The organism is Bradyrhizobium sp. B039 (assembly GCF_038965675.1).
GTDB classification, from domain to species: domain Bacteria; phylum Pseudomonadota; class Alphaproteobacteria; order Rhizobiales; family Xanthobacteraceae; genus Bradyrhizobium; species Bradyrhizobium diazoefficiens.
This window is the reverse complement of sequence record NZ_CP152416.1, coordinates 3,707,199-3,732,219: the sequence shown is the minus strand read 5'-3', so window position 1 is coordinate 3,732,219 and position 25,021 is coordinate 3,707,199. Positions and strand designations below refer to the sequence as shown.

At 63.4% G+C, this 25,021-nt stretch carries 25 protein-coding genes; 8 read left to right on the top strand and 17 right to left on the bottom strand.

The window, feature by feature from the left end; all coding sequences use genetic code 11:
• Nucleotide 1: 1 nt before the first annotated feature.
• From AAFG50_RS17305 to AAFG50_RS17295, 3 genes are all read left to right on the top strand, one after another.
• Entirely contained in the window at nt 2-1,963 is a 1,962-nt protein-coding gene (locus AAFG50_RS17305; RefSeq protein WP_028170785.1) for a MacB family efflux pump subunit, read from the top strand.
• A gap of 100 nt (nt 1,964-2,063) precedes the next feature.
• Nucleotides 2,064-2,777, top strand: a complete 714-nt coding sequence (locus AAFG50_RS17300; RefSeq protein ID WP_038966216.1) for a response regulator — start codon at nt 2,064-2,066, stop codon at nt 2,775-2,777.
• Nucleotides 2,774-4,093: an ATP-binding protein gene (locus tag AAFG50_RS17295; RefSeq protein WP_028170783.1), complete on the top strand. Its 1,320-nt coding sequence runs from the start codon at nt 2,774-2,776 to the stop codon at nt 4,091-4,093. Before AAFG50_RS17300 ends, AAFG50_RS17295 begins: the two co-directional genes overlap by 4 nt.
• A 260-nt stretch (nt 4,094-4,353) precedes the next feature.
• On the opposite strand, the gene AAFG50_RS17290 is transcribed toward AAFG50_RS17295, so the two are convergent.
• The 9 genes from AAFG50_RS17290 to fliD all read right to left on the bottom strand — a co-directional run bounded on the left by AAFG50_RS17290 (nt 4,354) and on the right by fliD (nt 12,434).
• A complete protein-coding gene (locus AAFG50_RS17290) occupies nt 4,354-5,262 on the bottom strand; it encodes a flagellin (protein ID WP_028170782.1) in 909 nt (302 codons plus the stop codon).
• Between the two features lie 15 nt (nt 5,263-5,277).
• Nucleotides 5,278-7,026: a flagellar hook-associated protein FlgK gene (gene flgK / locus AAFG50_RS17285; RefSeq protein ID WP_028170781.1), complete on the bottom strand. Its 1,749-nt coding sequence runs from the start codon at nt 7,024-7,026 to the stop codon at nt 5,278-5,280.
• A gap of 21 nt (nt 7,027-7,047) precedes the next feature.
• Nucleotides 7,048-7,506 (bottom strand): hypothetical protein, encoded by a 459-nt coding sequence (locus AAFG50_RS17280; protein ID WP_028170780.1) that lies wholly within the window; start codon nt 7,504-7,506, stop codon nt 7,048-7,050.
• A gap of 24 nt (nt 7,507-7,530) precedes the next feature.
• Entirely contained in the window at nt 7,531-7,791 is a 261-nt protein-coding gene (locus AAFG50_RS17275) for a hypothetical protein (protein ID WP_028170779.1), read from the bottom strand.
• 3 nt (nt 7,792-7,794) lie between these two features.
• Nucleotides 7,795-9,060, bottom strand: coding sequence for a flagellar hook protein FlgE (gene flgE / locus AAFG50_RS17270; RefSeq protein WP_028170778.1), 1,266 nt, complete (start codon nt 9,058-9,060; stop codon nt 7,795-7,797).
• A 19-nt stretch (nt 9,061-9,079) separates the two neighbouring features.
• Nucleotides 9,080-9,748 (bottom strand): FlgD immunoglobulin-like domain containing protein, encoded by a 669-nt coding sequence (locus AAFG50_RS17265; RefSeq protein WP_028170777.1) that lies wholly within the window; start codon nt 9,746-9,748, stop codon nt 9,080-9,082.
• A 214-nt stretch (nt 9,749-9,962) separates the two neighbouring features.
• A complete protein-coding gene (locus tag AAFG50_RS17260; RefSeq protein ID WP_028170776.1) occupies nt 9,963-10,235 on the bottom strand; it encodes a hypothetical protein in 273 nt (90 codons plus the stop codon).
• Nucleotides 10,236-10,409: 174 nt separating this feature from the next.
• A complete protein-coding gene (locus AAFG50_RS17255) occupies nt 10,410-10,829 on the bottom strand; it encodes a flagellar export chaperone FliS (protein ID WP_028170775.1) in 420 nt (139 codons plus the stop codon).
• Between the two features lie 21 nt (nt 10,830-10,850).
• A complete protein-coding gene (fliD, locus tag AAFG50_RS17250; RefSeq protein WP_231166728.1) occupies nt 10,851-12,434 on the bottom strand; it encodes a flagellar filament capping protein FliD in 1,584 nt (527 codons plus the stop codon).
• Between fliD and AAFG50_RS17245 the strand changes: the two genes are divergently transcribed.
• On the top strand, nt 12,358-12,600 hold the full coding sequence (locus AAFG50_RS17245; RefSeq protein WP_231166763.1) for a hypothetical protein: 243 nt from the start codon (nt 12,358-12,360) through the stop codon (nt 12,598-12,600). The two genes, fliD and AAFG50_RS17245, sit on opposite strands and share 77 nt — an antisense overlap.
• A gap of 13 nt (nt 12,601-12,613) precedes the next feature.
• Here the strand turns inward: AAFG50_RS17245 and AAFG50_RS17240 are convergent, their stop codons facing one another.
• Both AAFG50_RS17240 and AAFG50_RS17235 read right to left on the bottom strand, forming a co-directional pair.
• Nucleotides 12,614-13,438, bottom strand: coding sequence for a flagellin (locus AAFG50_RS17240; RefSeq protein WP_028170773.1), 825 nt, complete (start codon nt 13,436-13,438; stop codon nt 12,614-12,616).
• A 140-nt stretch (nt 13,439-13,578) separates the two neighbouring features.
• Nucleotides 13,579-14,277: an RNA polymerase sigma factor gene (locus AAFG50_RS17235; RefSeq protein ID WP_028170772.1), complete on the bottom strand. Its 699-nt coding sequence runs from the start codon at nt 14,275-14,277 to the stop codon at nt 13,579-13,581.
• A gap of 509 nt (nt 14,278-14,786) precedes the next feature.
• On the opposite strand from AAFG50_RS17235, the gene AAFG50_RS17230 reads away from it, so the two are divergent.
• From AAFG50_RS17230 to AAFG50_RS17215, 4 genes are all read left to right on the top strand, one after another.
• Entirely contained in the window at nt 14,787-17,207 is a 2,421-nt protein-coding gene (locus AAFG50_RS17230; RefSeq protein ID WP_028170771.1) for a hypothetical protein, read from the top strand.
• Between the two features lie 67 nt (nt 17,208-17,274).
• Nucleotides 17,275-18,603, top strand: coding sequence for a hypothetical protein (locus AAFG50_RS17225; RefSeq protein ID WP_342714203.1), 1,329 nt, complete (start codon nt 17,275-17,277; stop codon nt 18,601-18,603).
• A 14-nt stretch (nt 18,604-18,617) separates the two neighbouring features.
• Entirely contained in the window at nt 18,618-19,145 is a 528-nt protein-coding gene (locus AAFG50_RS17220) for a hypothetical protein (protein ID WP_028170769.1), read from the top strand.
• Between the two features lie 724 nt (nt 19,146-19,869).
• Nucleotides 19,870-20,190, top strand: coding sequence for an exonuclease domain-containing protein (locus tag AAFG50_RS17215; protein ID WP_028170768.1), 321 nt, complete (start codon nt 19,870-19,872; stop codon nt 20,188-20,190).
• A gap of 9 nt (nt 20,191-20,199) precedes the next feature.
• Here AAFG50_RS17215 and AAFG50_RS17210 read toward each other — a convergent pair whose 3' ends face one another.
• The 6 genes from AAFG50_RS17210 to AAFG50_RS17185 form a co-directional block, all read right to left on the bottom strand.
• Nucleotides 20,200-20,382: a hypothetical protein gene (locus AAFG50_RS17210; RefSeq protein WP_028170767.1), complete on the bottom strand. Its 183-nt coding sequence runs from the start codon at nt 20,380-20,382 to the stop codon at nt 20,200-20,202.
• Between the two features lie 45 nt (nt 20,383-20,427).
• Entirely contained in the window at nt 20,428-21,543 is a 1,116-nt protein-coding gene (locus tag AAFG50_RS17205) for a WD40 repeat domain-containing protein (RefSeq protein WP_028170766.1), read from the bottom strand.
• 8 nt (nt 21,544-21,551) lie between these two features.
• Nucleotides 21,552-21,860: a hypothetical protein gene (locus AAFG50_RS17200; protein ID WP_028170765.1), complete on the bottom strand. Its 309-nt coding sequence runs from the start codon at nt 21,858-21,860 to the stop codon at nt 21,552-21,554.
• Nucleotides 21,857-22,306, bottom strand: a complete 450-nt coding sequence (locus AAFG50_RS17195) for a hypothetical protein (protein ID WP_028170764.1) — start codon at nt 22,304-22,306, stop codon at nt 21,857-21,859. The genes AAFG50_RS17200 and AAFG50_RS17195 overlap by 4 nt, the downstream gene beginning before the upstream one ends.
• 15 nt (nt 22,307-22,321) lie before the next feature.
• Complete coding sequence (locus tag AAFG50_RS17190; protein ID WP_028170763.1) at nt 22,322-24,388, bottom strand: sigma-54-dependent Fis family transcriptional regulator; 2,067 nt, start codon at nt 24,386-24,388, stop codon at nt 22,322-22,324.
• A gap of 100 nt (nt 24,389-24,488) precedes the next feature.
• Nucleotides 24,489-24,983, bottom strand: a complete 495-nt coding sequence (locus tag AAFG50_RS17185) for a hypothetical protein (protein WP_028170762.1) — start codon at nt 24,981-24,983, stop codon at nt 24,489-24,491.
• Nucleotides 24,984-25,021: the final 38 nt, after the last annotated feature.

Genomic DNA, 25,021 nt, shown 5'->3' with positions numbered 1-25,021 from the left:
CATGACCGAACCGATTCTGGCGCTCAGCCACATTTGCCGCGAGTTCATGACCGGCGACACCAAGGTCGCCGCGCTCGCGGACGTGACGCTGGACATCGATCGCGGCGAACTCGTCGCCGTCATCGGCTCCTCCGGATCGGGCAAGTCGACACTCTTGAATATCCTGGGCTGCCTGGATCACGCGACCTCCGGCAGTTATCGCGTCGCCGGCGAGGACGTCGCGGCGCTCGACGCCGACGCCTTGGCCGCGCTGCGCCGCGAGCACTTTGGCTTCATCTTCCAGCGCTACCATTTGCTCTCCGAACTGTCGGCGCTCGAAAATGTCGAGATCCCCGCGGTCTATGCCGGCGATACCGCGAGCGAACGGCAGGCGCGGGCCGAACGCCTGCTGGCCCGGCTCGGCATGGCCGAGCGGCGCGGTCATCGGCCCAACCAGCTCTCCGGCGGCCAGCAGCAGCGGGTCTCGATCGCGCGCGCCCTGATGAACGGGGCCGAGGTCGTACTCGCGGACGAACCAACCGGTGCACTCGATCGCCGCAGCGGCGAAGAGGTCCTGAAAATCCTGGTGGAGTTGCATCGCGAGGGAAAGACGATCATCATCGTCACGCACGATCCCGAGGTCGCCAAGCGTGCCAACCGCGTCATCGAGTTGCGCGACGGTCTTGTTGTTTCGGACAAGCGCACCGACGCCGCCGTGGCGACGGCGGCTGCCTCCCTCCCCGCTGACAAGCCTGACACAAGGTCCAGCCGTTGGTCCGGCCTCGCCTTCCGCTTCCGGGAGACGCTGCGGATGGCCCTACTCTCGATGGCGGCGCACCGGCTGCGCTCGTTCCTGACCATGCTCGGCATCATCATCGGCATCGCGGCCGTGTCCTCCGTCGTCGCGCTCGGCAACGCCTCGCAGAACAAGGTGCTGTCCGATATCTCGAACCTCGGGACCAACACGATCGAGGTGTTTCCCGGCAAGGACTTTGGCGACGCCCGAGCCGGCAAGATCAAGACGCTGGTCCTCGACGACGCCCGTGCGCTGGACCGCCAGACCTTCATCGCCGGCGTCACGCCGACCGTCTCGACCAGCACGACGGTGCGCTACCGCGACCGCGAATCCAACGTGCTGGTGAACGGCGTCGACCGCAGCTACTTCCAGGTCAAGGGCACCAAGATCGCGGCGGGTGCGCTGTTCGACGCTGTCGCCGTCCGCAACATCGAGCGTCAGGCCGTCATCGACGACAACACAAGAAGGACATTCTTCTCCGACGATCAGAACGCCGGCATCGGCCGCGTGATCTGGGTCGGCAAGGTGCCATGCCGCGTCGTCGGCGTGATCGCCCAGCAGCAGGGCGGTTTTGGCTCCAACCAGAACCTCTCCGTCTATCTTCCTTACACGACCGTGCAGGCCCAGTTCACCGGCGATCGCTCCCTTCGCAGCGTCCTGCTGCGCGTCAGCGACGAGGTCTCGACCGACCTTGCGCAGGAGGCGGTCACCACGCTGCTCACGCGGCGCCACAGCACCAAGGATTTTGTGATCCTCAATACCGACGACATCCGCCGCACGATCACCAGCACGACGCAGACCCTCGCCTTCCTCGTGGCGGCGATCGCCGTCATCTCGCTCGTCGTCGGGGGTATCGGTGTAATGAACATCATGCTGGTGTCCGTATCCGAACGGATCGGCGAGATCGGCGTGCGCATGGCCGTCGGCGCAAGACGGGAAGACATCCTCCAGCAGTTCCTCGTTGAGGCGACTCTGATCTCGTCGCTCGGCGGGATCGCAGGGATCCTGATCGCAGTCGCGCTGGGCGCGCTCCTCAACCTTCTCCTGCCGGGGTTCCAGGTCTCCTATTCGACCTTCTCCATTGGCGCCGCCTTCTTGACGTCGACGGCGATCGGGATCTTCTTCGGCTATTTCCCGGCGCGGCGCGCCGCATCCTTCGATCCGGTGGTAGCCCTCAGCCGTGAATGACCTTAAAACCCTCGCCGCGTGTGGTAGTTTGGCTCGAACGCGGTCTTCCGGCACCGACCGGCCGCCCGCATCGACGCCAAGCAACATCGCCATTCATGCCATGAGCACCCAGAGCATCCTCATAGTCGAAGACGACCAAGAGACACGAAATCTGGTCGCACGCTATCTGCGTGAGAACTCGTTCAACGTCGGCATGGCCGCGAACGGGCGTGAGATGGACCGCTACATCAGCCAGAACCGCGTCGACCTGATCGTGCTCGACCTCATGCTGCCGGGCGAGGACGGCCTGAGCCTGTGTCGACGCCTGCGCGTCGATACCACGACGCCCATCATCATTCTGACCGCCAAGGGCGACGACGTCGATCGGATCCTCGGTCTCGAAATGGGAGCCGACGACTATTTGCCAAAGCCGTTCAATCCGCGCGAACTTCTGGCGCGGATCAACGCCGTGCTCCGGCGGCAATTGGGCGGATCGGCGGGGCCCGCGGCAAAGACCTCGGCCCGCCTGAGATTCGAGGGCTGGATCATCGATTCCCGAATGCGGGAGTTGCGTGACCCGGAGGGCGCGCAGGTGCCGCTGACGAGCGCCGAATTCGACCTGCTGCAATCCTTCTGCGAGCGCCACGGCCGCATCCTGAGCCGGGACACGCTCCTGAACATGACGCGCGGGCGGCCGGGCGGCGCCTTCGGGCGCAGCATCGACGTGCTCGTGAGCCGATTGCGCGGCAAGCTCGACAGGACCGAAGGAACCTCGATGATCAAGACCGTCAGAACGGGCGGCTATATTTTCACGCCGCGGGTGGACGAAGCGTGAGCCGGCTCCGCAAGCTCGTAAGGCTCTTTACCCTGCGACGAATCAGCGGCCAGATCGCCGCGCTGATCCTGTCAACGCTCGTGCTGATTCACGCGCTGATCGCCGGCTATGTCCTGGTGAGCCGGCCCAAGCCCAGCCTGCTGACCGACGAGCCACTGCAGCAATTCGAGCTGATTGTGCGAATTCTCGACAAGACGCCGCGAAACGAACGTCGCGTTCTCGTTGAGAATATCGGTCGCGGCCTTCCTGACCTGCAACTTCGACTGACGGAGGGCGGGCCTCGCGCGTCCGCAACTCCGACGACGGCCATCCCCTCACCGTTCGATGGCCGCGTCCAGATCGTTCAGCGACGTCCGCCCGAACAGGACAGCGTCCTCTTCGATCTCGGGGACGGCGAAGTCCTCGATGCGACAGTGAGGACGCCGAGCATTCCCGGATTTATCACCGGCCTTTGGGCAAGCACGCTGTTGTTCCTGGTCATCAGCATTACGCTGCTCGGGGTATGGGCCGGCCGGGCGCTCAGCGCGCCCCTATCGGCCTTTGCCAGGGCAGCCGAGAGCTTCAGCCTGAGCCGGTCCTCGGCACCGCTCCCCGAGAGCGGGCCCGAGGAGATCAGGTCGGCGGCGAAGGCACTGAACCTGATGCGGAACCGGATCACGTCGCTAATGAACGACCGGACCCGGATGCTCGCCGCGATCAGCCACGATCTGCGCACACCCATCACGCGGCTACGGCTGCGCTCCGAATATATCGAGGACGACACCCAGCGCACACAGACGCTGCGCGACCTCGACCAGATGCAGGCGATGCTCGAATCCGTTCTCATCCTGCTGCGCGGCGGCAGCGGCGCCAGGCCCACGCTGGTGGACATCGCGGCACTCGTTCAGATGGTATGCGAGGAGTTTGCGGACTGCGGTCACGCGGTCCATTACCACGGCCCCTCGCGGCTCACGCTCACGGTCAAGCCGGATGAGATTAGGCGGGCGCTCGCCAATCTGATTGGAAACGCCATTCGCTTCGGCAGCGAAGTGAACGTCGCCCTGTCCGTCGCAGACGCGGTCACGACCATCGAGGTCTCGGACGATGGTCCCGGAATCCCGGACGACAAGAAGGCCGCGATGCTCGAGCCGTTCGTACGGGGTGACGACGCCCGCACGATGAACGAGACCAGCGGCTTCGGGCTCGGACTGTCGATTGCCAGCAGTATCGTCGAGGCACACGGCGGATCCCTGTCGCTGCAGGACAACCAGCCTCACGGCCTCAAGGTGGTTATTGTGCTGTCTGAACGCCGATGCCAAGCGTCTGCGAACGAGTAACAAGCTCATCACACTGCCGCAACTTTCGCGATCTCGGCTCACTCAGTTGGCGCAGGAAGCTGATTTCGGCTTGCTTCAACTATCTGAAATCCGCTGCCTTCAACCTTCCGCTTCGCAGCAACACACCTTTGGCCAGGCGCCAAATTGTTCGCTTCGTCAACTGCTGAAATATCTTGGATTGCTGCTCGCTAGTCACCCTGGAACGATAGCCGTCTGACACGCCCGCCTTCGTCGGACCCGCGCTCAGCGACTTTGCGCAACTATTTCAGATAGCTCGCGAGATTCATGCTCAGGATTTTTCCGAGCGCGGAATAGGAAGCGGTGAGCTGGGACTGATAGGTCGAAAGTTGCGCGGTGATCGCGGCAACGTCGACGCCGGTCAGGTCGCTCGACAGCGTCTCGGCAAAGCTCTTGTAGTCGCTCTGCCGCGTGCTCGCCGTTTCGATCTGCGAGGCCGCACCGGAGAGTCTGGCCTGCACCGCCACCGTGTCGTCCAGCGCCGTGCTCGCGAGGTCGAGCGCCTGGGTGATGTCAGAGGACGACAGCGAGGTGCTGTTGGCCACGAACTTCAGGACACGCATCACCTCCTCGAACGCCGAATTGTCGGCGGCGACGCCATAGGACACGGCCTGGTCGGCCGAGACGCGGACCGACGCGATTTCGCCGTCGCCGGAGTAATAGGAGGTGTCCGCGGTGGCGGTGGAGCCTGTGCCGGTGGCAAAACTCGTGATATCCACCGGCGCCGTCTCGGTCCTGCCGCCGGCAAAGACGTACTGGCCGTCATACTGCGTGTTCAGCAGCGACCCCATCTGCTCCAGATATTGCTGCGCGGTGGCGATCGCCGAATTCGCCTCGGTCGAGCTGCCGGTCGAGGCGGCGCTGAGCTGCGAGCGCAACTGCGTGACCATGTCGGTCATCGATCCCACCGCCGAATACATCACCTGCACCCGGCTGTCGGCGAGCGTCGCGGCGTCGACGTAGGATTGCGCCCGCGTCACCGAAACCTGCAGATTGACCACGTGCTGAGCAGTCGAGCCGTAGCCGCCGAAATCGCTCGAGATCTGGCCCGACGATTCCTGGATCTGCTCGTTGGCCATCACCGACTGAATGCGCAGCGCATCCGCGATCAAGGAGCTGGTCTGCGCGAAGGTCGCCACCCGCATTGCCATCGGTAACCTCCCGCCTCAGCCCGACTGCACGGCGTTGAGCAGCGCAGAGTACATCGTGTTGATGGCCTGGATCAGCGCCGAGGCCGCGGAATATTTGTTCTGCAGCGTGCTCAGCCGCGCCGATTCCTCGTCCAGGTTCACGCCCGACTGCGAGGAGAGCGAATCCGCATAGGTCGATTGCGCCGTCTCCTTCGCTGTATAGGTTGAGGAGGCCTGCGACGCCTTGCTCGCAACATCCGAGACGATCGTGGCGGCGTAGTCGGCGAACGAGCTGGTGGATGCGGCGAGGCCACCCGCGGATGCAAAGCTCCTCGAGCCCGTCAGGGTGTCGTAGAGATTGTTGACCACGGTGGCCGAGCCCGATGACAGCACCTGGCTGCCGACGGTCAACGTCGATGACGAATCCAGCGTGGCGAGCGGCAGCTCGTAGCTGCCTGAGAGGAAGCTGCTCTTGACCGCAATGTCGGCAGCGCTGGTTCCTGTGACGATGTCGTTCAGGCCGAAATAATCAGACAATCCCTCGCCCGAGCTGCCTACGGAGCTCGTCATCTCGTTGATCGCGACGCCATTGCCTGAACCGGTGGCTGAGACCATCAAATGGCCGTTCGCATCGACCGATGCCGACAGGCCGGAAATGCCGTTGATCGCGGTCACGAGATCACCGACCGTCGCGTAGGACGACAGGTCGAGATCGGCATAGGACACCAGATTGCCGCTCTGGTCGGTGGCGGCAATGCGCACCGTGCCGGTCGCCGAGAGCGCGTCCGTGCTCGCGACCGCCGTGGTCCCGGTCAGGCTGGTTGGCGGTGGCACCGACGAAGCGCTGTTGGATACGCTGTTCAGCGCGGAAGTGAGCTGCTGGGCCAGCTCGTCGAGCTGGGATTGCGCGGCCGGCAGCGTCTTGTCGCGCAGGGTGACGAGCGCGCCGATATCGCCGCTCGTGATCTGGGACGTGATGTCGACGCCGTTCACCGCGATGGCACTGAAACTCGTCGACGACGAGACGTTGGCCGCCGTCGTGTAGCTGATCGTATGCGCGGTGCTGTCGACCAGCGCCTGGCCGGAGGTGGTATAGACCTGAAGATCACCGTTCGACGCCGTGAAGTAGCTGACGTTCATCTTCGAGGCGAGATCCTGCAGCGCAGTGTTGCGCTGGTCCTCGAGATCCGCGGTCGACTGGCCGGACGCTGCGACCTGCTTGATCTCGGCATTGAGGTTGGCGATCTGCTTCAGATTCTTGTTCACGTCGTCGACCGAGGATGCGATGTCCTTGTCGGCATTGGAGCGGAGTTTCTGGATGCCGCTGGAGGTCTCCCGGAGCTGGCTCACCACATCGTCGAGCGCACTCACCGCGTTGGATTGCAGCGACGCGCTGCTCGGCGTGCTCGCGAGCGACGACAGCGCCGATTCCAGGTCGGCCAGCGTATTGGCAAGCGACGTACCGGTCGACGAGCTGTCCGAGGTGCTGGTTGAGCCATAGAGGCTTTGCAGCGAGGTCAGATAAGTGTTGGTGGTATCGGCCGCGCCAAGTTCAGAGGTTGCGCCGATCAGCGACTTCAGGAGCAGCTTGTCCACCGTCGAGGTGATGCCGGTCACCGTGACGCCGGTGCCGACGCCGTTGGTGACGCTGCTCGTCTGGTTCGCGGTCTTGGTCGTGTAACCGGTCGTGTCGGCGTTCGAGATGTTCGACGACGTCACGCTGATCTGGACCTGCGTGGCCGAGAGCCCGCTGAAGGCGATCAGTCGTGCAATATCGAGCGACACGGCGGCGACCTCCTCGTTGCGTCAGGCGCGCCGGCTGGTGCCGCTGGAGACGGTCCGCGCGGCGGCGACGTGGCCCGAGGCGCCATAGGGCGACACCGCCGCAATCTGCTCGCGGATCGCCTGCATCACCGCCTCGATCCGGCGGTTGCTGGCCTCGATCGCCGCGCGCAACCGCACCAGGTTCTCGTCCATCGCGGCACGCAGCTTCAGGATCCGCTCCATCAACTGCTCGCGCAGGATCATGTCCCTGACGTGCAGGCTGGTGCTGCCCCCGGCACATTCGGCGACCGTCCGCTCGAACAACTCGGCCAGCCGGTTCTTCTCGTCCACCTGCCTCAGGCGCGAGGCGGGCAAGCCCTTGGCGAGCTCCGCATTCTCCTCGGCAACCAGGGTGGTCAGGACGTCAATCAGCGCGATCAGCGACTTGATCCTGAGATCGCCGCCGGCGGCACTGGTCCTGGTAGGCTCTGCCTGTTTCATGTTCGTTGCCTTCACATCGCTCTTCTAATTCTGCGGCCGGCCGCGGCCGGCCTGCGAGCCGCGCAGATAGGCGCCGATCGCCGTGGTTCGCGCCGCCGTGCGCCGCATCTCGTCCTCGATATCCGCGCATTCGCGCAGCAGCGCGCGGCGCGTGCTCTCGACATCGTCGACCAGCGCAAGCAGCCGACCAGGATTCGCGCGGTCCACTGCACCGGCGCGCGACACCAGCCGCTTCAGGCGCAGCAGCAACCCCTCGCCGACGGCATGATCCCTGGCATCACGCATCACTCACCTCATCGCCGAGATCAGCGTGTCGTACATCTTGTTGACGGTCGAGATGACCTGCGAGGCCGCGGAATAGGCCTGCTGCGCCGAGATCATGCTGGAGAACTGGCTGCTGGTGTCTGTGGTCGAGGATTCCAGCTCGCTGCCGTAGATCGTGCCCGCGCCGTTCTCGCCCGAGGCCTGGAGAGCGGCGTTGCCCGACGTCACGGTTGCCGAATAGATGCCGTCGCTGCTTGCCGACAGACCGTTGGGATCGGCGAAGGTCGCCACCGCTATCTTGTAGATCGCAATCGTCTGGCCGTTCGAGTAGGTGGCATCGACCACGCCGTCCTTGCCGATCGAGACACTGGAGAGCTTGCCGTAAGACAGCCCGTCGGAATCGATGCTGGTGACGTTGACGGAGGGCGTGGTTTCGCCCGAGGCGTATTGCGTCAATCCATCGGTCTTGCCGACGGTGCCGAGATTGAGCGTGATCGAGCTGTCGGCGGCCCCATCGGTCCAGCCGGTCACCACGACGGTCGCCGGGCTCGGACTGGTGCTGGCGAGCGAGCCGTCGCTGTTGAAGGTGATGGCGATCGTGCCCGAGGCCGTCCCCGTCGCCGTCGTCGTGTCCGACGTGGAGGTCGGATTGGCAAAGCTCGCGCTCCAGGTGTTGGTGCCGGTCTTCGTCCAGGTGACCTGCATCGAGTTCGCCGCCCCCAGCGAATCGTAGACCGTCACCGAGCTGGTGTAGGTGTCCCCGGTCGCGGCGTCCGACGGCAAATTGGCCGCGACCGTCGTCTTGGTGGTGGCGCTGCCGCTGGTGGACGCGACCTGCGTGTTGATGGCCGTGAGGTTGCTCGCCGATTCATTGCCGACGACGTTGCCGTCGGCGTCCGTGCGCCAGCCTTCGAGATAGTTACCGTTGTTCTCCAGATAGCCCGCATTGTTGATGGTGAACGCACCGTTGCGGGTATAGGAGATCGTGCCGCCGGACGTGGAATTCGACACCGCGAAGAATCCGCTGCCCTGGATCGCGACGTCGGTGGCGTTCGAGGTCGCTGCAAGCAGACCCTGCTGGGTGATGTTGGCGCGGCCGGAGACGGTGACGCCGCCCGAGGCGTAGGAGGTCGCGTTGCTCGACGCGGTGACGAGCGCGTCGAACATCGCCGACGTCGTCTTGTAACCGGTGGTGTCGGAGTTGGCGATGTTGTCCGAGATCATCGACAGCGACTGGCTCTGCGCGCTGAGCGCCGAGATCGCCGAGGAAAGTGCGCCGGTGAGACTCATGATAAAACTCCGGATGAGATCAGGACGTGACGCCGATGATGTTGGCGGCGCTGACGGAGACGCCGCCGACCGTGAGCGACGGCGTCGAGGTCGAGGTGTCGATGCCGGTCACCGTGCCGGTGACGGTCGTGTAGTTGAGGACGGAGTTGCCGGCGCTATCGGTCGCGTTGACCGAGATCGTGTACTGGCCGCCGTCCGAGAGCTGGTTGCCGCTGGAGTCCTTGCCGTCCCAGGTGAAGCTGTTGGATCCGGAGTTGCCGGTGCCGGTGCCGGTCCACACCGTGTTGCCCGAGGAATCCTTGACGCTGATCGAGACGTTCGAGGCTGCAGAGGACAGCGAGTAACCGAACGTCGCGGAGCCATTGCTCAGCGACGCCGTATCGGTCTTGGCCTCGACGGTGTGGCCGATGTAGTTGACCGAATTCAGCGTCACGAGGCTGGAGAATGAGCTCGCCAGCGACGTCAGATTGCTGTTGATCGACTGCTGCGACGTGAAATTCGCGTAGGAGGTGAGCTGATTGATGAAGTCGGTCGTCGAAGTCGCGTTCAGCGGATCCTGGTTTTGCAGCTCGCTGACGAGCAGGCTCAGGAAGTCGCTCGACGTCAACGACGACGCGGAAGACGAGCTCGACGACGATGATGTCGTCGTCGTTGCAGTTGAGACGGAACTCGTCGCGGAAACGGTCATCGCACACCCCGGTTCTGGGCGACCGGCGCGCTCGCATTACGGAGCAGTTGCGCGCTGATCTCTGTGCAGATGAAACGGGACCGGACGGGAATTCAGGCGCGGATTTGCACACGCGCGATCACTGTTCGACTCGGCAAAATCTGCCGTGTGAAGACGTCAGGCAGAGATGAAGAACTGTGGGACGATCTCGATGCCGATGCGACGACGCGAGCGATCAGCCCCTCGCCGTCTCGCCCTCGGTAAGCGCCTCGGTGGCATCCGTGCCGCGCTTGGTCGCCGCGGCAACGATGCGGTCGGCGAGCCCCGCCGGCGCGCGCACCGGCGGCGCGGCCAGCGCCGCGCGGAGTGCCTGCGCCTGCGCGAGCAGGGCCTGCGCTTCAGCGGACCGGGACAGCAACTGTTCGGCGGACAGGCGGCGATCATCGGGCCAGCGCGAGACGTCCTCGCCCAGCCGATCGATCAGATCCTCAAACTCGGTGACGTCCATCGTCCGGATATCCGCCTCGCCAAGCCCGTCATAAAGCATTGCTGGCGCGCCGGAAACCGAATTCGCGCTGTGATCCGCGCCAAGCCGCGCCAGCACGGCCGGAACGGCCGCGAAAACAGCCGCCCGGACCCCCTCGCCCTGGTTATTCACGGGATCTATGAAACCGCCCGGCCGCTACCGCGACGGAGCCGAATCGGCCTTGCCGCCCCGGCTCGCCGCATCGACGAATTCCCACGCCTCGCGCATCTCGGCCAGGCCGGCGATGATCCGCCGAAAGCTCTCGCGGGCGTCCGGCCGACCATAGGCCCTCAGGCTCGCCAGGATGAGCGCGTTGTAGGTCTGGTAGAGCCGCTCGGCGACGTCCCGGCCATTGGTGAAATCGAGATTGTGGCTGAGCCCGCGCAGGATGGCGGTCGCCTTCATCAGGTGCTCATGTCCTTCCTCGAAGCGCCGCGACTCCTGGGCCACGAGTGCCTTCTGCAGGAAGATGGCGGCCCCGCCGAGCAGCATCGACACCGCCTTCAGCGGCGGCACCGTGGTCGCCGCTCCCCGATAGGCCTGGTTGGCCAAGTACGCCATCTGGTTATGCATCATCACTCACTCGGTTCCACGCTATCAATTGCTCGACGAGTTCAGCAGCGCCTTCAGATAGGTCAGCGTGCTGTTGGCGCTCTCGATCGCCGCCTGATACTTCGCATATTGGGTCTGGAGCTGGGACTGCAGCGTCGACGCCGCGCTGTTGATGTCGTCGACCTTCTGCTGCAGATCGTCGTCGCGTGTCGTCAGATTGGTGATCAGGGTTTGCAACGCACCGCTCGACGAGGAATAGTTCTTTGCGAGCTGATAGAGCTGCGTGGCGAGACCTGACGTCGACGTCACCGTGATCGACTGCGAGGTCGAGCCGCTATAGGTGAAGGCCATGCCAGCATAGATCGATCCGGACGCGCCGATGATCGTGGTGCCGCTGACCGTGAATAGCGAGGAATCGCCGCCGACCGAGGCCGAGGTCAGATTGCCGTCGGAATCCACCGTCAGATCCAGGGTGAAGGATTGCGGCGACGTCCCGGTGTTGACGACGCTGAGCTGGCTAGACGACGTCGTGGTCTGCGCCGACAGCAGCTTTGTCACGCCGCTCAGATTGGTGCTCAGGACATCCGACAGTGTCGAGGTGTCGAGCTCGAGCTCGTTGTTCTCGTTGAACGACAGACCGAGATCGGCCATCGTCAGTCCGCGGACGGTGCTGTTCAGGCTGTTCTGAAGCGCGTCCATGATGTTGCGCATGGTGCCGTCGCCGAACAGCACTGCACTCGAGGATGCCGTGCCGTCAGTGCCCGTCGCCTGCTGGGCGATGACCTCGTCACGAAACGCATTGTAGTTGGTGACGAAGGTCTCGAGCGCCGACTGGATCTGGCTGGTATCGGTCTCGATGCTGATGTTCAGCGACGTCCCGTCCGGCGTGGCCTGGAGCAGGTTGAAGGTGACCCCGGTCAGCACGTCGGAAATGTCGTTGGTGTCGCGGGTCATCGCGATGCCGTCGAGGGTGAATTCGGCCGACTGCGCCGCCTGGAGCACGTCGGTGAAGGCCCCTGAGCTGTCGGTTACGCCCAGCTTGCTGAGGATATCGTCGCCTGACGTGCTGGAATAGGTGATGTCGGCGGCGTCCGCCGTGCCCGTCAGCACCATCTCATAGGAGCCGCTCGACACCTGGACGATCGAGGCCTGTACATTGGTCGTCGAGGTCTGGGCATTGACGGCATCGACGACGTCCTGCAGCGACATCGTGCTGGTCACAGTGATATCGGATGTCGAACCGCCCGCGAGGCCGAGCGAGAAGGTGCCGGAATAGCCGAGCTCGGCGGTCTGGCTCGACTGCGAGGTGCCCACCACCTTGTGCGCGACCGCGAGCTGGCTGATGGTCAGCGTATGGTCGCCAGTGGCGGCCCCGCTCTTGATGCTCATGGACAGCGTCGACGATGCGCTGACGTCGCCGGTTGAGCTGATGCTTGCGGAACGGGTCGAGAAAGCGTTGGTGGCGAGTGAATTGACCACCGACGTCGCGAGCGACGCCAGCCCGGAATACAGCGTCTTCAGGTCGCTCTGCAGCGTCTGATAGGCCGAGATCTTGGCTTGGTTGCTGGTGATCGACGTCGAGATCGTCGTCGCCTGCGCCGTCTTGGCGTCAACGGCGGACTGGATCAGCGCCGACCAGTCGACGCTGCTCGAATTGGTCGTGCCGCTCGTGGTGATCGAGACCCCCGAGCTGGTCGTGCTGGTGCTGCTGGTGCTCGAACTGACGCTGGTCACGTTGCCTGGCGATCCCTGGAAGGCGCCGGGCCGGCCTCATGCCGGCCCGGTCAGATCATGATCAACGCGAACGCTTAGCCGAGCAGCTTGAGCAGGTACTGCGGCATCTGGTTCGCGGCCGCCAGCGCCGACACAGCAGCCTGGGTCTTCACTTCGGCCGACGACAGCTTCGACTGCTCGGACGCGATGTCCACGTCCTTGATCGCGGAGTTGGCGTTCTGCAGGTTCTGGGTCTGGGTCGAGATCGAGTCGGCGCTGAAGTTGAAGCGCGACTCCTGGGCGCCGATGCTGGCGCGCGCGGCCGAGACGGTGTCGATGGCGGTGTCCAGCGCAGTCAGCGCCGAGGTCGCGCCCGACTGGGTGCTGACGTCGAGCGAGGTGACGCTGAGCGAGGACGCCGTCAGGCTCGACAGCGTGATGGTGATGGTGTCGGAGCCGGACGAGCCGACCAGCACGGAGACTCCGGAGGCGAACACGCTGGAGCCATCGAGCAGGCTCTGGCTGGAATAGCGGGTGCCGCTGGCGATGGAATCGATTTCGCCCGTGAGCTGCGAGAATTCCGAGTTGATGTAGGCGCGGCTGGAGTCCGTGGTGGTGCCTGAGGCGGATTCGGAGGCCAGCGACTTCATGCGCGCGAGAATGTCGGAGATGTTGGAGGCGCCGCCATCCGCGGTCTGCAGGATCGCCGTCGCCTGCGAGGCGTTGGTTGCCGCCTGCTGCAGCGTGGTGACGTCCGACGAGATGCGCGTGGAGATCGCGAGACCGGCGGCGTCGTCGGAGGCGGATGTGATGCGCGAGCCGCTCGACAGTTTTGAGAGCGAGCTGGTTTCCTGCGCGGAATTGACGTTGAGATAGCGGACCGCGGCATTGGCGGCGGTATTGGTGTTGATCGCGGGCATTGGAAGCTCCTGTGCTGATGGGCATGACGTGCCGCATCGTGGAAAGACTTACGACGAAGCGGGCGCAGCCCCGTCCACCCGCTCAAACGAAGAGCGTCGGACGATCAGGCGAGAAATCTTTCGAGAGCCGAATTTTATGGTTACCAGTCGGTAAACGCGGTGCGGATGTCGCGTTCGTGCCGCCGCAGGAGCTGGCGCAGTTGCTGACGTCCGCGCTTGAGGAGCGATTCCACCGCGGCCACGGTAGAGTCCATGACCTCTGCGATCTCGCCGTTGCTCATGTCCTCATGATATGACAGGATCACCGCGATCCGCTGCTGCTCCGGCAGCCGCTGCATCGCCTCTTCCAGCATGCCGTTCAGCTCGTTGCGCTCGATCACGCGCGATGCATCCGGCTGTCCGTCGGCGACCTCGGGCACGGTATCGACATTCTCGGTGCGCGGCTTGCGACGGAGGTCGATGCAGCGGTTGGAGATGACGCGATAGAGCCAGGTCGAGAACTTTGCGCGGCCATGCTGCCAGCGGCCGCGATGACTCCAGATCTTCAGCATGGTGTCCTGCACCACGTCCTCGGCGTCCGCCGCGTTGCCGACGATGCGCAGCGCGATCGCATAGGCACGATCGATGTGCCGCTCGACAAGCATACGGAAGGCGGTCTCATCGTCAGCGGCAAGCCGATCGAGAAGCTCGCTGTCCTCGTCGAACACGACATCGGCCGCGACCAGCTCGCCGTCAGGCGCGATCGAAGCCGACGCGATCACCGGTGCGTTCGCTTCGCTCGCGATCGTCGTCGCGATCTCGGCTTCGGCGCGAGCAAAATCGTCCACCGCAAAACTCATCCCGCAATCTCCAACCCGCAATGCCGGCGGCGCATCTTCCGCACGGCTTCCAGGCGTTGAACGCGAGGCGAAAACAATCCAGGCGCATAATTTTTGTTATTTTTCAAGATGTTAGTTGGAAGCTTTTGCCGGCCGGCCGGCAAAGATTGCCGACGGCGTGCGGCGAAGCGCGCACTCGTTCTGCAATCATCGACATCGTCTCGCATCATCGCGGATCATTCATCTCGAACAGAGCTGCACAAAAACGCTGTGATTACGCGGCACTGAACTGATCGCACCCATCACGCGACACGCGTGCGAATGATCGATTGTTTCCGAGTGGAAACGAACGCGAGACAACTTTTTCACTCGGCAGTTTTTGCCGAATCACAATTCGAACCTAGCGGATTTTTCTATTCTGTCAGGCGCGAGATGCGCGATTTCGAATCGCACATCGATTATTTTCGCCATCGCACGCCTGAATTCGTCCGCACGCACGTTGATCGCTTCGATTGGCGGAGAATTTCGGGATGAACGTCGCAACGGTCGACGCACAGCGTCGCGCGCAAATTGTTTCTGCTTGGTCGTTCGATGTTTTCGATACGTTTCTGATGCGCGCCTGCACGACGCCGGATGGTGTGTTTGAAAGGACTTACGAGCTATCGGGCATTTCAAGAACTTGTCCGAATGTTTCCGCCAGTTTCGTTCAGCATCGCATGCAGGCCGAATCACGTGCACGCCGGACCGCGAAGGAGACGCGGGGGACCAGCGAAGTGCACATCGACGACATCTATTCCTTCTTTCCGTTCAGGCTGTTCGGCCTGAAGCGCGCACATCTGCGCGATCTCGTCGACGCCGAGTTCGAGGCCGAGCTCGAGCTCTGCCGCGTCAACCCGGACATGCTCCGGCAATATCTGGACATGAAGCATTTGGGCCATCGGGTCGGGTTCATCTCCGACACCTATTGGAACTCGGACCAGCTCGCGCGCCTGTTGCGCGCCTGCCGTCCGGGATTGTCCTGGGACTTCCTCTATGCGTCCTGCGACCACGGCAGCAGCAAGAGCGAAACGTTGTTCGCAACATACCTCACTGAGCAGAACGTTGATCCGGCAGCATCCTTTCATATCGGCGACAATGACCGCGCCGACATCAATGGCGCGAAGCGCCACGGCATCCGCCCGCGCTATTATCCGCAGGCCGGTCAGCAACTCGCGTCAAGATTCCAGCGCGAGACCGCGATATTCGAGCTGCTGTGCCCGGGGCAGCCTGCGCGGCTTGACCATGGAGCGCGTACGCTGCGGCGCATGGTGGCGGCGCGCAGCGCGGAGAGGCCGCCGGCCTATCACTTGGGGTTGACGGTCCTCGGCCCGATCATGACGGCGTTCGACGTCTTCGTTGCTGATCGCTGCGCGGAGCTCGAGGAGCCCGGCCGGCGGGTCGCCGTCGGCTTCCTCGGGCGCGACGGCTTTCTGTCGCACCGGATTTGGCACAGCGGTCGTGACGCCGCATCCGCCTATGTCGAAATCAACCGCCGCGTCAGCCTGATCGCCTCGGCTGACACCATGCAGCCGCTGCTCGACCTGCTCGGAAACGTCTTGAAGATCGACGCGCCGACCTTTCGCGACATGCTGAAAGTGCTGCCATCAGCAGTCGCGGACTTCTTCGCACAATGTCCCAACGGGATCGCGACCGGCGCTGCGCTGGCGGATGCCCTGCCCGAGCTGATGGACGCGCGGGAGATCACCAAGCTTGCCGCAGGCCAGCGCGCCCGGCTGCTTGCTTATCTCCGGCATGTCATCCCGGATTTCGATCGCTGCACCGATCTCGTGCTGGCCGATCTCGGCTATTCCGGCAGCGTCCAGAAGGCGCTGCGCCGCATCTTCGACCAGGAGGGCATCGCGATCCGCCTGCACGGCGCCTATTTGATCTCGCTTGACGACACTCTTGACGATCTTGCCGACTGCGATACCGCTAAAGGCTTCATCTCCGATCTCGTGGTCACCCCGCACGTCAAGCGCATGCTGATCCGCAACGTGGCCCTACTCGAGCAGATCTGCTGCTCTGCCGACGGCTCGGTGCGCGATTACGACGGCGCGCAGGTGCTGCGCGAGATCAATCCGCGACCGGGAGTCCAGATTGCTCTGGCCTCGGAGATCCAGGCGGGCGCGCTCGCCTATGCGGCAAACGCTGGCAAAATTGCTGCCGCCATCGGGCTCGAGCCCCATGCGGCGCCCGATATCGCAGCGCGCTGGAGCGCGGCGACGTTGGCGCGGCTCCTGCTGCTCCCGGACGACGACGAACTGGCGTTGCTCGGCGAGCTCAAGCACGACGTCAACCTCGGGACGCACGCGCTGGCGCCGATGCTCGACACGGGCTTCATCCGCGATCAACTCACCGCGCGAGGCCTAACCGCCGCGTGCACCTCGGCCGCGCCGCCGATGTGGATTGCGGGCAGCTTTGCTGGCTTGTCCCCGTCGCACGCCTATCTCTACGCCTTGTTCGGAGCGAACCGCTTGCCTGCCGATGTCTTCGAGGAGACACCTTGCGGCGCGTTGCAGGTGGGACTGTTCCAGGCGAATGGTGACGCCGCGGTCGAAACCGTCACCATGTTCCGCACCGGACTTGGCGAACTGCGCCTGCGCATCCCGGTATCGCGCGCCATGGCCATCGCCATGATCGCGCTGCCGCTGGCAAAGGCCGCGCGCGACGGTCAGCTTCACGGCGTGACCATGCAGCTCGGCGACAGCGTTCGCGACGCCGCCGAGAGCCAGGACGTGGCGGGCGTCCCGGCGGAACGGTTGACCTATGCGGGGCTGACGCTGACCGGCGCCTCCTATCACGCTACGGACGACGAAGGTTGCCTGCTGATCCCGGTCGGCCCGCTGGCACGCGAGATCGCGATCTATTCGGTGGCCATCACCCCACTCGGTCACGCGGACCATCGCGATTAGTGCGCCCGGATTAACCCCCTCGGCCGTTGGAGTGTACGGGCCGGCATGACGCAAGGGGGCACGGGAATTGACCGACGACACGCACGCAAAGCTCGACAACCTCCTGCGGTCGGCGAACATCCGGCTCGGCCGGATCCAGCGGAACCGCCTCGCCTGGCCGGTGGACCGCTACGGCGCTCCGACGCTCGGCGGCCATTATGAGGGGCTGCGTCACGGCGGGGTCATCGTCCTGACGGAGCCGCCGAGCGGTGCCGCGGCCGAGCTGTTCTATCGCTCGCTGCATTCCGGCTGCGCCGTCGTCATTCCCTTCGGCGAAAATCCCGGCTTCGACTTCCTCAAGTCGAAACTCACCGAGTTTGGCACGGTCAGCCCGAGCGCCGAGGGCCCGCACGAATTGTGGTGGGGCGGCATCGGCTGGTCAAAGCTGTCAGCGAGCGCCGATGGCGCCACGATCCGGCCGCGCATCGTCTCCTATTATCCATTCGGCAGCGATCCCGACGACATTCGCAGCCTGCGCCGATCGCTCGACGAGTTGGAGCTCGATTCGCATATCGAGCCGGTCGCGGCCGAGCTCGGCGAACAAGTGCTCTGTTTCGAGAAGGCCGAGTTCCTGGCCCGGATGTGGCAACGCTACAGCGAGCCGCTACTGTTCGTCGAAGCCGGCGCAACCCTGTGCGAGGCGCCCTTGCTGCCGTCGGCGCTCGGCTGCGACGTCGCGCTCCACAAATGGAACCGCTGGGAAATGTCGGCGCGCACGCTTTATCTCGGCCGCACCGCGCGCGCCGGGCAGTTGCTGCGGAGTTGGCACCATCTCGCGGCGTCATATCCGTCAATCTGGGACGGCTATCTGCTCGACCAGGCCTGGGGCCTCACCTCCTCGGAAGGGCCGCTCGACACGGTGTGGCTGCCGCGCTCCTACCACGCCATGAAAGGCGACCTCGCCGCCGCACGCGCCACCATCCTGCACAGCGAGCAGACCACGACGACCAGCCTCGGCCCCGATCCGGGCTTCGCCGGCCTCGTCCGCGCAGCGCGCCGTGCGGGCCGAACCGGCGCGCGCGACGCCTTCATGGTCATGACGTCGGAAGCCGCCAACGAGAACGGCGTCGCCGTGATCCTGCGCGACATCGAGGCCAATGACGCCCGCGCGGTGGCCGCCACGGTGGAGGCCGTAACCGGCGCCTTTGCAGCCGATTGCGGCGGATACAAGCGTTTCGAGCTATCGTTGTGCGCCCTGAAGGACGATCTCGGTGCTGCCCAGGCGGCGGCACAGCAGGCGCGCTATTGCATCCTTGAGATTGCGCCGGGCCAGTCGATCCCGCGCGATTTCTTCGCCGCGCATGCACATCACCCCGCCGATCACGCGGTCATGACCGCCCGCCATCCCTTTCCCTGACGGACATCAGCGCCATGCTCAAGACCATCATCCTGCTTACCCAGACCGTCCAGCAGCAGCGCCCGCTCGCAAATCTGCTGCGCGAGTTTAATCCGGATCTCGCCTTCTGCTCCGCGCTCTCCGCCCAGGATCTTGCCGCCATCGCACCCGACATCCTGCGTGACGCCCGCCTGGTCTCCTTTGCCAATGACATTCCCGTGTCCCAGAAATTCCTGCTTCGGCTCGGCCACGGCGCCTACAAATTCCATGTCGCGCCGGTGCAGTATCCCGGTCTTCCGGCGTCGCACGACGACAGCGAGGACCCGCGCTGCTTTTCGGCGATCGCGCAATCGATCGCGATCTGGCCGGACTGCCGCCACGTGGTCGGGCTCGAGACCGTGACCGTCCCTGACGACGCCACGCCCGCGGAGCGCGAGCGGTTGATCTTCACCCGGCTCGCGCATCTGTTCTGGCGGATGTCGAGCCTGATCGCGACGGACGCAGAACTTCGCGGTATCATCGACAGCACAAAGAGCAAGCCTACGTTTGCACAGATGAACTAAGTAGGGATCCAAGAGCTGAACCGATTGATCGGAGAAGCCTTGATCGTGGATGTGATGACGGAAAGATCTACGCAACTCGCGGCACGCCTATAACTGGGGCGCACACCGTCTCTTCATCCGCCAGCAGACTGCCGTCATCAACTTGATCCGCGCCTATTGTGTCGAGTTCGGGATTGTCGCCCGGTCGGTCACGGGGTTGTCGAGCAACTACTGGAAGTCGTCGCCAATATAGCGAGAGTCTTCTTGAAGGTGCCCTAGGCCTGATCACGTTAGCTGTGAAGAGATTTTTCTTGATCTCCCGGTGCACACATCGTGCACATGCCGCCCTCTAACCAACTGAAAATATTGAACTCTCGCTCCGATCCATCATGGGCAAGTTTGAGCTAGCTCCAGCAAATAAGGCCCGAGCCCGCCATATCGACAATCGTACCTCCGCACCTTCGGCTGCAAACTGCGCCGCCCGGGAATCGGTGGTTGTGAGAGCGCGCGACACCCGGCTCTTGTGCTTGCTTGAACGCGCCATTCCAACGCTGGCCGCGAAGAGTGACAATTGCCTCCGAAGGCAAAGGTCACACGTTCGACCCGTGTCCGGCGCGCCGGTAAAATCAGCTATTTACGTAATAGAACGCTTTCTAAGAATAACTCCGGGTAAGCGCCAACTGAGCCTCCGTGATAGATCCAGCCGCGATGCAGGGCAGCTGTAGCCCGAGGATCGAAACCCCCAATGCTAGAGGACCTGCCCCTGGCCGCCATGGCCGAGGCATTGGCCAAATCCTCCGACCATCGTGTGCTTCGGCGCTTGGTGCGTCGGGAAGCTTTCACTCCATCCGACGAGCAAGTGACCAAAACTGGCATCCTGATTGATGTCGAGACGACTGGCCTAGATCAACATGAAGACGAAGTCATCGAGCTGGGAATGGTCAAGTTCGACTACGTGCCCCGGAAAAGCCGGGGCACTAGAGGGGCACGTCCGCTCGGCGTGTTTGACGAAAATAGCTCCGCCGTGACCTACCGCACCCGCCGCTGCCGCGATCGTATGCAGTAAGACGACACGTCACTGTGTTGCTGCGCTTCGCTCGAACGCCCTATTTTCGACGATGAACCTCGCCGCCAGCACCAAGGCGCCCATCGAGAACTCTTTTCCGTGCGCGGCGATCATGCGCTCCGATAGTTCCGCCAGCTCTTTGAAGAACTGATCCTTACTTTCGGCTTCATTTAGCAATCGTGCTACTGTCATGGATTTCCTCCTGGTGCTCGCAAGGCTCTCCGCCCCGGTTCGCTGTTACTTGAAGATTTGCGGCGGAAACGTCACGATCGCCGCTTCTCCGCCGCACGTTCCGACTGCAAGATGCTGGCCATCGGCGGACCATCGAAGGGCCTGGACGGCGCCCCCACCGGGCGGTTTGACAACCAATTCGTCGGGATGTCCGATCCTCGCGACGACGACCCTGCCGTCGCTGTACCCTGCCGCGACCAGGGGACGCCCGGGGTGCATATCTACCGCCTTGACGAGGATGAATCCGCCACGACCGGTGCTGAGGCTCGTCGGCTGCTCGCTTCCGTCGTCGAGGCTGGAAACGTCCCACGCGATCAAGCGGTAGGCCCCGCTCGTAACAAGAACGCGCGAGTCTGCACTCCACGAAAGAGACGTAACGCCCGCAGGATAGCCGGACATCCGGACGGTCCGCGCATCGGCAAGGCGCAACAGCACGATGCCAACTTCTGCGACGGACATCGCCAACCAGCTTCCGTCGGGACTCCACGACAAGCTCGAGATTGAGCCCAAGGCCATTGAGACGGTGGGCTCAGGCCGCGGTCCGAAGGCACGCACGAGCAGGCAACCGTCAGCTCCTATCGCGAAGCTCCGACCGTCTGGCGAGACGGCCATCGCGGATGAACGGCCTCCCGCACGCTTCTGAAGCCATCCGACCTCGCCGTTGGAATCGCAGTATATGACCGACTCGCCGGAAGCAGCCAGAATGCCGCCGGCATGCACCGGGGCGACGAGATCAATCGGTGCCCCGAGCTTCGCGGCTTGTCGGGTGACACCGGATGCCGACACATGCAATAACTGGCTGCCATCGCTTGCGATGAAGCCCGAAGGCTCGATCGAGGCGAGATGAAGCGAAGCATCACTGATGACGACTTTCGTCAACGGCGGGACCGGATTCCGCCGCGGGGAGATCGTCGACCGGCCGCCGTCCAAGGCCATACGATAGCGATCTTTCGGCGGATCGCTATCGGCCAGCGGAGCGATGGCTAGAGAGCCGTCTGCAAGCGCGAACGCCACTGCCTGTCCCGCAGCGTCGAACGTCGCGTTCGTAACGAGCGCCCCCATGGTCCAATGCCGACCAAGCAGTTCATAGAGCGTAGCGGTCTCAGCTTCCATCGTGTCCATCGGTCGTCTCACCTGCCGGTCGCAATACACCTGTCGAGTTCTTCAAGGCGTCGTTCCAGCGCGGCGCATTGGGCGTCGCATGTTGCCATTCCGGCCTTTGCTTCTTTCAAGCGCTCGTGCGCTTCCTCGATAGCGTAGGCGAACGCATGCGAACCGCCTGTCGCCGCAATCTCCTGCTCAATCCTCTGAATCTCGAATTCTGCTCCACCAGCAAGCTGACGGTTCAGAAGGTTCCACGATTGAGCGGCCGATATCTGCTGAACGACGAACAACCGCTCCTTCAGCATTTCGACAAGGACTTCCGGATCGACACTCATGCGCTCGATTCGATTTGATCCAGGATCCGCTGGAGGCCCCGGGCATCGGATACGAAGTGTTGCTGCGCGTCATTAACGTGAGATTGCAGCGAGTCCCACAAATCGACCCTCAGCAACCGCGCAGGATCGCCCGCCATCGTCTCGATGGTCTGGAGGCCGAACTGATGCCGCAAGCCGATACCCTGCAATACGAAATCCGACAGCTCGCGTGCATGCGTTTCGACGAAAGGGCGCAGTAGCGGATGTACGCTGTAGCTCATGCCGCGCTTTGCGAGCTCGGTCTCGATGAACATGATGAAATGTCGCACCAGCAAGCTTTGGCTTTCGCCAACCAGGCGCATCACGAAAGTGACGTCGCGGTCGGCGCGCGCAAGGATCTGCGAGGCCAGCGTCGCCGCGGGGGCCGGACCTTCCCCGCCCTTTTGTTCATCCCAGACAGCCGCCATGCCAGCCCCCGATCGCTAGGTCCGGGAACGGTATTGGTGCAACTTGCGGTACAGCGTAGCGCGCGAAAGCCCCAGCTTTTCCGCGGCAGCGGCAATATTGCCGCCGGCGTTTGCGACGGCTCTCTCGATGGCACGACGTTCCATCTCGTCAAAGCGCGCGATCTCGTCACTCTCCGATCCCGTCGCGCTTTTCTCCGACTGCACGGAGATTGAGGGAGGTTGAGCCGGCGCCACCTCCACGAAATCCTCTGGCAGGTCCCTGGGAGTGACGATGCCGGTGATCGTCATCAGCACGAGGTTCTCAATCAGATTACGCAGCTCGCGAACGTTTCCCGGCCAGGAATAGCGGCGCAGCAACTCCATAGTGGCCGCCTCGAACCGCAGCGGCTGGGTGCTGTAGATCGTGGCGAATTGCCTGTTGAAGTGATCGATCAGGATCTCGACATCGCCCAGCCGATCGCGGAGCGGCGGGATGGTGAACTTGACGACGCCGATCCGGAAGTACAGATCCTTGCGGAAACGTCCCTCGGCCACTTCCTGCTTCAAATTCCGATTGGTCGACGCCACCAGCCGAACGTCCACCGGGCGCGCCTTGCTGTCACCCAGTCTGTACACCGCGCGCTCTTCCAGCACACGGAGCAGGTAGGGTTGCAGGTCCATCGGCATCTCGCCGATCTCGTCTAAGCTGAGCACGCCGCCATTGGCAAATTCGAACCGCCCGGGCCTTCCCTCGCGCGTAGCGCCGGTATAAGCGCCCGGCGCATGCCCGAACAATTCGCCGCCGAGCAACTCTTTCGACACCGCACCGCAATTGAAGGCAACGAACGGCTCCTTGCCCGTCTTCAGACTGGCGGCATGAACCAGGCGGGCGAACAGTTCCTTGCCGACGCCCGTCTCGCCCTCGAGCAGGATCGCGGTCCGGCCGAGGGCCGCCCGCTCAACTTTCTGCACCACGTCCAGCAGTGCCTCGCTGCATCCGACGATCGCTTCCTTTGCCGACATCAGGGCAGTGCGGGCTGTCGGCGACATCTCGGATGCAGCAGGATGGGTTCGCGGCTTCGAAGCAAGCACGAGCATTGCGCCCTTCACGACCCCGTCAACGATCAGTGGCTCGATCCGCTGCTCGCGCAGCTCCTCGGGCAACCCCTCGGCCAAGTCTTCGCCCAACAGGCCTTCGCGACTTGGAAGGATCTGTGACCCAATGCTCAACTCACGAGACTGCGTGATCCGCCGCCAGCGAGCCGACGCCATATCGTTGTGATGGACGACCCGACCAAACCGATCCAGGATCACCACGCCGTCGGCACTGCCCATCCCTGGCATTCGACAAATGCTTGCCTCGAGCAGGCGTATTCTTTCGAGCCGGATCTTCTCCGAGAGCGCAAGCTCAATATGATTGGCCGCGATCACCGCCAGCGCGACATTGTGACGATGAAAGATCGCCTGGGGGCCGGAAAAATCGATGATGCCTATGATGCTGCCGTCGATCGGGCTACGAATGGGGCTACCGACGCAGGTCCAGGCCTTGATGCCCTCGGAAAAATGCTCCGCGGCGTGGACATGAACCGGCTTTCCTGTGACGAGCGCCGTGCCAATGCCGTTGGTGCCGGTCACCGTCTCTCCCCAGGCGGCGCCGACTTCGAGGCGAATATCGTGCCCGGCATCGATCGTCCTCTGATCGCCCCCGACATCAAGCACGACACCATTCCTGTCGGTGATGACCAGCATTGTGGCCGCATCGCCAAGTACTTCCGCAACGCGGCGGAAAGTCTGGGCGCTGGAGCCTAGCAGATCATCGTTCTTCAGACGCAGCTCATAGAGATCGTCCGGCGAAGTCACGAAGCTGCTGCCCCTGCAATGGGCGTTGACCCCCGACTTGATGCTGCGCTGCCATGATTCTTCGATGATGCCTCGCACCAGAGCGCTCTCGCGCTTTGCATCTCCGAATGTCAGGAAGTTTTCCCACGCCTTGTTGGTCTCCCGTTCATCGTACGGCCGTCCCTGCTCCGCATCCGCGGCCTCCGGGATTTTGTAGCCTTCCAGGGAAAACGGCGGCTTAGCCATGAAGGTTTCCGTCAGCATTGGAGCACCAAACCTATATTGGCAAACAGCAGCTTGATCAGCAGAAACGACATGAGCCGGGCCAATGAGATCGTGCTCTCACCGGCTCGGCTTACGCAGATCATTCGACCGTTCTGGCGATCGCATCCAAACCGAGACGGCCTGAGATGATCTGCTCCAGGCGCGCTTCCGACGCCTCATCGGGTACGCTCACTCCCTCAAGGTCTATCAGGACCCTGCGCAATTCGACATCGAGCGGCTCGAAGATCCCATTCTCTCGCGTCGCCAGAGCGAAGTGTCGCGATTGCCCGCCGCCGCGCAATTCACCGACAAAATGGAGTTGCCGCCCTGACGCGAGATCGGCAATCACGACGCGGCCGTTATAGCTGATCCGAACATAGGGCTCGATCTCCCTCGGGCGAGCCCGAGGCGTGGACCAAAGCTTGCCCGACGGCTGAGGCTCAGAGGGAGGCGTCGGATTGCGCAACTCCTGCCAGCGCCCGAGCGTCAGATGATTGGCGAGCGAATTGATCTTCGTGCGGTTCTTCTGAAGGAAGTCCTTCGCCTTGAGCTCTTCGCGGTGCGGACCGTCGCGCTTGGAGATGATGTAGGCCATGTCCCGGTTCCTCCTGCCCCGGCTGGTCGGATGACCGT